Here is a 9,346-nt window from a genome sequence, read left to right on the forward strand (position 1 = left end):
GAAATTAACCATAGGTGCAGTTTGGCTTTAAATGGTTAAAATGATTTAAAATGATTTAAAATGAAAAGGCTGTATTAAAATCAATGATGAAGAAGTTTATTTTGGATTATCAAAAGGTAATGAAATAATTATGTAAAATCTATTCGGCTAAATTCAATAAAGAATTTAATCGAATAGTTCATAACCAATGGAAGAGAAGTTAAAACAACATATTCAAAAACTAGTGCCTCTTACCGATCATGAATTTGTAGAAGTGCTTTCATACTTCTCATTCGAAAATTATGATAAAAAGGATTTTCTTATCCGGCAGGGAGAAAAAGTAAATCACTGTTATTTTATTGTCTCCGGACTCTTAAAATTGGTGTTAGTAGACCAAGATGGTAAAGAACATATTATTTCATTTGCTATGGAAGATTGGTGGGAAAGTGATTTTTCCGCCTATTTCATGCAAACCAAGGCTTCCATGTCATTACAGACAATTGAACCCACCAGTGTATACGCTTTACCCCTTAAAAATTACCATGCCTTGTCATCGGCATTTCCAAAAATGGAGCGTTTCTTTTTAATGAAATCAAATTTAGGTCATATCGCTTCGCAAAATAGGATTGTATCTTTTCTAACATCAGACGCCAAGGGTAGGTATGAACAATTGCTCAAAACACATCCAGCATTATTTCAACGCGTACCAAAAACCTTGTTAGCTTCTTATTTGGGTGTATCACGAGAAACACTTAGCAGATTATCCTCTTAGCCTTTCCTAGTTTTATAATTGTGATGTATGTCACACTTGAACGGTGCTTTAATTCGAATATTTGTAGTGTAAAAATGAACACCAAATATAAAATAGCATGGAACTAAGAATAATTAATCCCTGGGAGTGGCAGAATGAAAGAAGTTATGTTCAAGCGGTTGAAGTCGTAAAGCCCGAAGCTACGTTGTACATCTCCGGTCAAACAGCTATAGACGCTGCCGGTATATCAAGTACTGGCAATATGAGAAACCAACTTACGGACACCATATGCAATTTAGAAAAGATCATTGATGAAGCTGGGTATGCATGCAAGAATATTGTGCGATTAAATATCTACACCACGTCATCAGATGAATTCTTTGCCTCTTTTGATATTTTTCAAAACTGGGTAAAAAAGCATGGGATAAAACAGACCAGTACCGTATTGGAAGTTAAGAGCCTATTTGAAACCTTAAAAGTTGAGTTAGAGGTTACTGTGGTGCGGTAGTTATCGTTATTAAACCAAAAGAAAAGCCTCATTTAATTTTTGATGTATCTGCAACAAAATTGCTTTCGTCATTCTCGTTTTATACTTTTGAAAGACTTTAATAGCAGCTATGGAATACGCAGAAAATATATTGGGAACAATTGGTAATACTCCCCTTGTAAAGATCAATACACTTACGGCAGAATTGCCATGTTTGGTATTGGCTAAATATGAGACGTTTAACCCTGGTAATTCGGTTAAGGATCGTATGGCCTTAAAGATGATCGAAGATGCTGAAGCGGATGGAAGATTGCAACCTGGCGGCACCATTATTGAAGGTACATCTGGCAATACAGGTATGGGCTTGGCATTGGCTGCCATAGTAAAAGGCTACAAATGTATTTTTGTATTGGCGGATAAACAGTCCAAAGAAAAGTGCGACATTTTACGTGCCGTAGGTGCAGAAGTGGTCGTGTGCCCTACTGCTGTTGAGCCAGATGATCCACGATCCTATTATTCGGTTTCCAAAAGATTGGCGAAAGAGACGCCTAATAGTTGGTACGTGAATCAATATGACAACCCAAGTAATGCCAAAGCACATTACGAAAGCACCGGACCGGAAATTTGGAAACAGACCGATGGTAAAATCACTCATTTTGTAATTGGTGTGGGTACGGGCGGAACAATTTCTGGTGTGGGCAAGTATTTAAAAGAACAGAATCCCAAGATAAAAGTTTGGGGTATAGATACCTATGGTAGCGTATTCAAAAAATACCACGAAACGGGAATTTTTGATGAGAAAGAAATATACCCTTACGTAACCGAAGGTATTGGCGAAGACATTCTACCCAAAAACGTAGACTTTGATATTATTGACGGATTTACCAAAGTAACCGATAAAGACGGTGCGGTATACACCCAGCGTTTGGCAAAGGAAGAAGGTATGTTCTTGGGCAATTCTGCCGGTTCTGCCATTAAAGGCGTTTTGCAGTTAAAGAAACACTTTACCAAAGATGATGTTGTGGTGGTTTTATTTCATGACCATGGTAGCAGGTATGTTGGCAAAATGTTCAATGATGATTGGATGCGCAAGCAGGGCTATATAGAATAGCCCTACCCTACCATTTTTACATTTGTTCCACGAACTTCAAGAAGACCTCTTTATGGCGTTCTAAGTCCATATTCGGGGAAAGCGATACACGGGCGATATAATCCTTATCGTCCTCTTTGGTGGTACCCTGAGTTGATGTTGCCGGTATGGTCCAATAACACCCTTTCAATTGTCCGTAGCTTACGCAATACTTACTTTCATCGGGTATTTCGGTAATCATTAAATCGATCAACAGGGCGTTCATTTTTCTTTTGTACGCCTCCTTTTCTTCAGGAGTATTCCCTTTTGTAGGTAGGTCCAAAGAAAAGACCGATGGCGTAAAACCTTCCTTTGCCAATGCCTCGGAAACAAAATTGATTTTCGCCGTAGGCAATGTTTTTTCTATAAAGGAAACAAAATCTCGCGTATTGATATAGGCATCATGAATTCGCTGCATCATAGTCGGCATTTGTTTTGCTAAAATTTCATATTGCAAATCCGTAGCTTCATTATCACAAAGGGCTAAGTGCAACTGTATTTTTTCAATCAAAGCTTCCGCTTTTTTATTCGCTATACAATATCCGGCAGTACACTTACCACCACTTGGAAATTTAGAACCACTGGCAAAGGAAATGGTTCTAACAGATGAAAGAACGTCGGAATCACCTAAAAAATGGACATTTGGGCAAAACGTTTGGTCCAAAATAAACACGGGATCAATAGCCTGGCTCCCAGTATCGGTTTTTCGTTTAGCACTTAATACAGCCCTTAGTTTTTGAAGGTCGGGAACTTCAACTCTTGGATTCGTTGGTATTTCCGCAATAATATAAGGTACGGCATCTTCGGCGGCTATTTGTTCCAAAACATGATCAATGCTTTGCACCATATCATTATCACCATCTACCAGTAAATCCACAATTTCTATGGCATCGCTGCAAGCGGCAACGCGCCTTGCTTGATCATTGGTACCACCATAGCAATTTGGTGGAACCACAATTTTAATGGCTTTGTCCTTATGGTTTTCCAAAGCGTCATGCACCAAGCCCATTAAAATCGCATATTGAACGGATAATCCGCTCGATGCTACCAATGGTGTGGTCTGGCTGCCACTCACCTCTCGTATCAAATCCAATACGGCAGTTTTGTGCTCCGTTGTATTCTTTGTTACCGATTTTTCAGCCGGTAGTTGCACCAAAGACCGTAAGGCGTTCAAACAATTATGAGGTGTCATGGCAACGGTTTCCCTACGCCTAAAATGCTGAATATCTGAAATGTAATGTATATTTTCTGCACCGTTGATAAGCAATACACTTCCCAATTCTGCATACATATTAACGTAAAAATCAATATGTGATGATACGCTTATAGCTGAACTATCATGTTGCTGTGAGATGAAAATGGTACTGCCATTGAACGATTCCACATCAGCGGGACTAGCTACTTTTTTCAGCTCAAAAGAAAAACCGTAGATGTTTTTTAGCACATCAATATCAAATGCACTTGGGAGCTCTTTGGTGTATGTGATAAGCGTATTTCTGTGCGCTAAAAGGTTTGTTCTTAAAATGGCTAAAATAGGTGCCGTCTTGGACTGAAAACTGATTACCTGTTCGGCCGGCAACCCGTTGATATTCCCAATGGCCCATTCTAAAACACAGGACAATGGATGACCGAGACGAATGTAGTCATACGCCGTAGGTAAATTGCTCAATGCCGCAGTGCTGGAATTCCCTTCTTTTGCTAGATGGATAAACTGGTCTAAAAACTGGACTTTAGCCAGTTCTTCATTGTAAATATCCAACCGATGCGTGGTTAAGTTCAACCAATCTTGTGGCATATTTGTAATGACCTTTGTAATATATGCTAGCATTTTATTTACTTCCATTCTTAGCAATTTATTTAAAGCTCGAAATTACGTAATTATTAGTAGTGTTTGGTGTTCAGTTGGCAGTATCAGTATGCAGTTACAGTTGGGGTTACGGTTGGTAGTTTTAGCACTACATTTTCGTTGATAACTCTGAATAACTCATTTTGTAAGTACTTGCGTACAATAGTTGAAATATAGAACTTAGCTTTCACTCCCCGAAAACATAAAAATTAAGACCGCTAGAAGGAATTGAAATTCTTCTTAGCTCTTCGTTACCTGCAATAAAATACAACTATGAACAATATCCAAGGATTTGGAATTAAAAACTTCCGAAGCTTCAATGAGGACGGAGTTACTCTTGATAATTTAAAAAAAATCAATGTTATAATTGGTAAAAATAATTGCGGAAAATCTAATGTATTAAGGTTTCTTCAGACTTTGAATTCAAATATACAAGAGTTAAATAAATTCCCAAATGATATTCAAAATCAACATAGAAGAAATGGGCAACAGGCTATTTTACAAATAAAAATTAAAGGAGAAGAATTACCAGTAAATCAAGACCAATTTCATCAAAATAGAAAATTTGATTTTCAAAAATTCATAAGTGAGTACCATAAATTTGATATTTCAATTAACTCTCAATCAATCGAACTACCTAAAATATTTGGCACCTTTAACCAATATCAATTATTACCATTTCAACAAAAATATTCATCAGCTGGAGTATCACAGCTTTTAACTACTATAAAAGAGAGTTGGACAAGTGCTATAATTCAAAAAGTCCGAAATACTTTTAGTGATTTAATTTATATTCCTCATTTAAGAGTAATCAAAGAAGGTCATTCTTTCGGAGATTCAAACTCTTCCATAAATGGTTCAAACATAATTAGCAAAATGTTCGAAATGCAAAACCCATTAATTGGAGATGAAAAATCAAGAGATAAATTTAACCTCATTCAAACTTTTGTTAGAGATTTAATTAATAAAGCTGATTTAGAAATTGAAATCCCACACACAAAAGAAGAAATCGTTTTAACCATAGATGATAATAGATTACCTCTAGAGTCTTTTGGAACTGGTATTCATCAACTTGTTTTATTGTGCAGTACATTAGTAATCCACGAAAATTCCATAGTATGCATTGAAGAACCTGAAATTCATCTTCACCCAGAATTACAAAGAAAATTCATTAATTTTTTAGGTAAAACTAAAAATATATATTTCTTAACTACTCATTCTAATATTTTTTTAGACTCAAGATATAATACGTCAATTTATCACGTTCAAAATGATGGAATTAAATCAACTATTTTTAATGCAAATAGAACAGGAAAAACATTCTCAATATTAAATGATTTAGGTTATCATTCTAGTGATATTCTACAGTCTAACGGAGTTATATGGGTGGAAGGTCCAAGCGATAGAACATTTATCCTAAAGTGGATTAATTTAATTGATTCCACTTTAGTTGAAGGGTTACACTTTTCTATAATGTTCTATGGAGGAAGATTATTATCTCATTTAACATTCGAAAATGAAAAAATAATTTCAGAATTAATACCTCTTTTAAAACTAAATAGAAATGCTTATGTGATAATGGATAGAGATGGCTTTACCAACATAACAAAATTAAATGCAACTAAATCTAGGATTAAAGCAGAATTGGGAGACAGAAACTCTTGGGTAACCAAAGGACGTGAAATTGAAAACTATGTTTCCGAAAGCACATTAAAAAAATGGTTAAAAATTGACAAAATAAAAATTGACTCAAATAAAAAATTAGAAGATTTAATTTCTAAAGTATCTACTAAAAAATATGCGACTGCAAAAAGCAAATTTTCAATTGAAATAGTAAAGCATATTCAAGAAGATGATTTGAATATTTTGGATTTAAACTTTAAAATGAATCAACTGATTAAAAAGATTAAGAGTTGGAATGAATAAGAACTGTGAATAATTCAGAATATGATTAATTGTTTAACAATGCAACTAGCTATACACAAACAGGGTAACGAAACCTACCATCATCCCCTATTCTCCCCCTCAATCCATTTACTCATTAATTTGGAGGTACTCATGTTTTGGTGTTGTAGTAGGAGATATTCTAATGTCATAATTCATGAATAGCTATAACATATTTAAGATTTATAGCAAACCAATATATTAATCAAAGCTCCGTTTAGTAATTATGAAAAAAATCATTCTAGTATTACTTCCAGTTATATTTATTGTTATTTCTTGTTCCTCAGATTCATCAGAAGATGTTATGTCAGAACCGGAATCAGAAAATCCCATGGAAGAAGAACCTATTGAAATTGAAACATATTTTACTTTAAACGTAGATAATAATTATTATTCCGAAAACAGCGAATCTTGGTTAGTTGTAAATGATGCCAATAACGGTGATGTTTTAGACTATATTCAAATAGACAATGGAGCTTCTGTACATTTTGAAAAGCCTATGACTACCGCTATTCATGATAATAATATCAGTTTAATTAATGTTCGGAATTATGAAGGAAATACATATATAAGTATATCAACATATTCTTCTGTAAGTGACGGTTCTTTATGGAATTTAGTATCTAGTACTCCAGTAGATTTTACATCAAGGGGAGAAGTTATAGGTGAACTAAAAATTAATGCTAACAATTTGAATTCTCCAGCTTCCTATACTTTATCAAATAAATATGGATCTACTTTATCAGGCGGTTTTAGTGAAACCACAGTAAATCATGTTACGAATATCGAATTTGAGAACATTCCACTTTATCAAGAGAATCGTTATTTATTTTCTATTTATGATACTAATGGAGATGCAAAATATAAATTTTTGAATGACCTAACCGATGGTACAACTATAAGTTTTAATAGTTCAGAATTACAAAGTTATGACGAAATTGTGCCGTTATACTTACCTGATGGGGGCGAATACTTCTGTAATATTGTAGGTTTTGAAGAAAATCAAGCTTACAATGAAGGAGGCGGCTATCTTTTAAACTTAATGTTACCCTTTGATAATGACAAAATAACCTCAAACAATATCAATTTAGGATATTTAAATACTCTCGATAAATATATAACTACATTAAATTACACAAATGGTAATTTCAATTATCTATATTTAAAATATGGTGATAGACCCGTTGGATTTCAATTAGCAGATATTGACTATTGGAATGTACATGTAACTAATGATGCTATAAATAATTTTCAATACAATGGACCTTCATCTAATAGTTTCAACAGACAAAGTCACCACTTCCAATCTTCTGTAGGAACTAAGGATGTAGACTATGTAGAAGTTAACTGGAATTTAAACCAAGGAAAATATCATTACGGTTATAATTACGAATTACCTGAGGAAATTTTAAATAGATATCCTAATTTAAAAATTAATAATCTTAATTATCAGGGAAGTTCATTCTATTTACATGAATATAGTTATTTAGAATATATTGATGCCAAATATGAAGAACATAACCCAGATTTTCTTTTAGATAAAGAAATAATTAGTGTAAAAAATTAGATTCAAATTTAAATATTACACTTTATTCTTCTCCTCAATCCATTTGCTCATAAACTTGGTAGCGGTCATGGTTTGGTGTTGTAGTAAGCTTCCAATAAAGTTCTGTTTGCGGTGTGTAGTTATATGCTGTTGAAGTTGTGCTATGCTGTTTGAAAGTATGCTTTCTAGACTTGTTTTATTGTATAAGGTATTGACCAAAGTTTTGGCTTGATCTTGTGCGGTTTGCCATGCTTCTTTTTTAGTATATAAGCGAACTGCAGCTTCTACAAAAGCACTGTGGTCGTTTTCTATATATCCGTTCCAATCCAGAATACCATGCATGCCTTCCGCGCCCAAGGTGGTAGTTACACTGGGTGTGCCGTTTTGCATTGCTGAGAGTAATTTTCCTTTTATACCCGCTCCAAAACGTAGCGGAGCCAAACATACTTTGGCGTTTTGCATGATAGCATCTACATTATCCGCTCTACCGTGTACCAGAAACTTCTCTTTCGGGTTGTGCATTTCCAGTAGCTGCTGAGGCAAATAAGCACCGTAAATATGCATAATTGCCTCGGGCAATTGTTTGTGCACCAATGGCCAAATCATAGATTTTAAACATTTTACGGCATCTATATTAGGGGCATGTTTGCCTCCGCCAATGAAAATAAAATCTTGTCGCTGTTCAAATGTTTTCCAACTAGTGTCATTACCTATTTCAATGACCATAAAAGGGAGTAACAACAATAGACTTTTATCTATTTTGAGTACTTCGGTCAATAGTTCCATTTCATAGCTAGAAATGATCAGGGACAGATCGCACCGATATATACTGGCAATTTCACGTTTGGTCTTATCATCAGCTAACCAAGCATCCGTAGTAAATGGAATTTCTTTTTTAAAACACTGCTCCCGTACATGACGTAGGGAATGCAAATCTTCCGTATCTAACACTCTAAGTGCTTGCGGACAGTTTTCCGCCACACGCCACCCAAATTGCTCTTCGGTCAAAAACCGATCGAACAGCACCACATCAGGATTTAATTCTTTTACAAAAACATCAAAAGAACCATCGTTCATCTTGATTTCCGCAGTTTCATATCCAAGCGCTACCATATCCGCAGAATATTCTGATTTTGAAGCCGCAGAAGCAATCGTAATTCGGTACCCTTGGTTTTTAAAAACCTGTAGCAGCTGCATCATACGAACACCGGCCGCAGTAGAAACAGGTTCTGGCCATACCAATGCGATTACGAGAAGTGTTTTGGGATGTTTTTTTAAGTACATTAAGTACAAAGTACGGGAAATGGTTGTTGGTTGGCAAGTTTATTACGTCATTGCGAGGAGCTTTTCGCGACGTGGCTATCTATTCGTTGAATGTTTGGAAGTAGTTTACAGTTTTCAGTATCAGTGTACAGTCTCAGTTTCACTTTCCAGTGTTCTAGTTTACTAAGTTATCAGTATAAAGTATTAAGTACGAAGTCTTAAGTAGTTTGGTTTTACAATGTGTTAAGTAAGAATTGAGAAAATAGAAATTAGAGTATAGATTTTTTGTTCAATGAAATTTAGCAAAGCTAAATTTCCAACAACCAACAACCAACAACCAACAACCAACAACCAACAACCAACAACCAACAACCAACAACCAACAACCAAAAACCAACAAC

Annotated in this window: 7 protein-coding genes; 5 read left to right on the forward strand and 2 right to left on the reverse strand. The window is 35.0% G+C overall.

The features are described from left to right. Window positions 1–187 precede the first annotated feature (187 nt). The 3 genes from B2Z27_RS01430 (at window position 188) to B2Z27_RS01440 (ending at window position 2,328) form a co-directional block, all read left to right on the forward strand. Window positions 188–751, forward strand: a complete 564-nt coding sequence (locus tag B2Z27_RS01430) for a Crp/Fnr family transcriptional regulator (RefSeq protein ID WP_286812278.1) — start codon at window positions 188–190, stop codon at window positions 749–751. Between the two features lie 97 nt (window positions 752–848). After that, window positions 849–1,238 carry a RidA family protein gene (locus tag B2Z27_RS01435; protein ID WP_286812279.1) on the forward strand — a complete coding sequence of 130 codons (390 nt, stop codon included), beginning with the start codon at window positions 849–851 and terminating at the stop codon, window positions 1,236–1,238. Between the two features lie 109 nt (window positions 1,239–1,347). Continuing rightward, window positions 1,348–2,328 carry a PLP-dependent cysteine synthase family protein gene (locus tag B2Z27_RS01440; protein WP_286812280.1) on the forward strand — a complete coding sequence of 327 codons (981 nt, stop codon included), beginning with the start codon at window positions 1,348–1,350 and terminating at the stop codon, window positions 2,326–2,328. 16 nt (window positions 2,329–2,344) lie between these two features. Here B2Z27_RS01440 and B2Z27_RS01445 read toward each other — a convergent pair whose 3' ends face one another. Continuing rightward, the gene (locus B2Z27_RS01445; RefSeq protein WP_286812281.1) at window positions 2,345–4,189 is read right to left on the reverse strand and encodes a PLP-dependent transferase; all 1,845 of its coding nucleotides are present in this window, start codon (window positions 4,187–4,189) and stop codon (window positions 2,345–2,347) included. A 276-nt stretch (window positions 4,190–4,465) separates the two neighbouring features. Here B2Z27_RS01445 and B2Z27_RS01450 point away from each other — a divergent pair, with 276 nt between their 5' ends. Beyond that, entirely contained in the window at window positions 4,466–6,118 is a 1,653-nt protein-coding gene (locus B2Z27_RS01450) for an ATP-dependent nuclease (RefSeq protein ID WP_286812282.1), read from the forward strand. Between the two features lie 244 nt (window positions 6,119–6,362). Then, window positions 6,363–7,703, forward strand: a complete 1,341-nt coding sequence (locus B2Z27_RS01455; protein WP_286812283.1) for a hypothetical protein — start codon at window positions 6,363–6,365, stop codon at window positions 7,701–7,703. Between the two features lie 15 nt (window positions 7,704–7,718). On the opposite strand, the gene B2Z27_RS01460 is transcribed toward B2Z27_RS01455, so the two are convergent. Then, window positions 7,719–8,966 (reverse strand): glycosyltransferase, encoded by a 1,248-nt coding sequence (locus tag B2Z27_RS01460; protein WP_286812284.1) that lies wholly within the window; start codon window positions 8,964–8,966, stop codon window positions 7,719–7,721. Window positions 8,967–9,346: the final 380 nt, after the last annotated feature.

The sequence above is a fragment of the Maribacter sp. UBA3344 genome, assembly GCF_002362375.1.
In the GTDB taxonomy this organism is placed as follows: Bacteria; Bacteroidota; Bacteroidia; order Flavobacteriales; family Flavobacteriaceae; genus Maribacter; species Maribacter dokdonensis.

What these genes read in the sequence shown, in the direction of transcription:
- B2Z27_RS01460 (WP_286812284.1), bottom strand. Translation starts at nt 8,966, where the DNA reads ATGTACTTAAAAAAACATCCCAAAACACTTCTCGTAATCGCATTGGTA.
- B2Z27_RS01440 (WP_286812280.1), top strand. Translation starts at nt 1,348, where the DNA reads ATGGAATACGCAGAAAATATATTGGGAACAATTGGTAATACTCCCCTT.
- B2Z27_RS01450 (WP_286812282.1), top strand. Translation starts at nt 4,466, where the DNA reads ATGAACAATATCCAAGGATTTGGAATTAAAAACTTCCGAAGCTTCAAT.
- B2Z27_RS01445 (WP_286812281.1), bottom strand. Translation starts at nt 4,189, where the DNA reads ATGGAAGTAAATAAAATGCTAGCATATATTACAAAGGTCATTACAAAT.
- B2Z27_RS01435 (WP_286812279.1), top strand. Translation starts at nt 849, where the DNA reads ATGGAACTAAGAATAATTAATCCCTGGGAGTGGCAGAATGAAAGAAGT.
- B2Z27_RS01455 (WP_286812283.1), top strand. Translation starts at nt 6,363, where the DNA reads ATGAAAAAAATCATTCTAGTATTACTTCCAGTTATATTTATTGTTATT.
- B2Z27_RS01430 (WP_286812278.1), top strand. Translation starts at nt 188, where the DNA reads ATGGAAGAGAAGTTAAAACAACATATTCAAAAACTAGTGCCTCTTACC.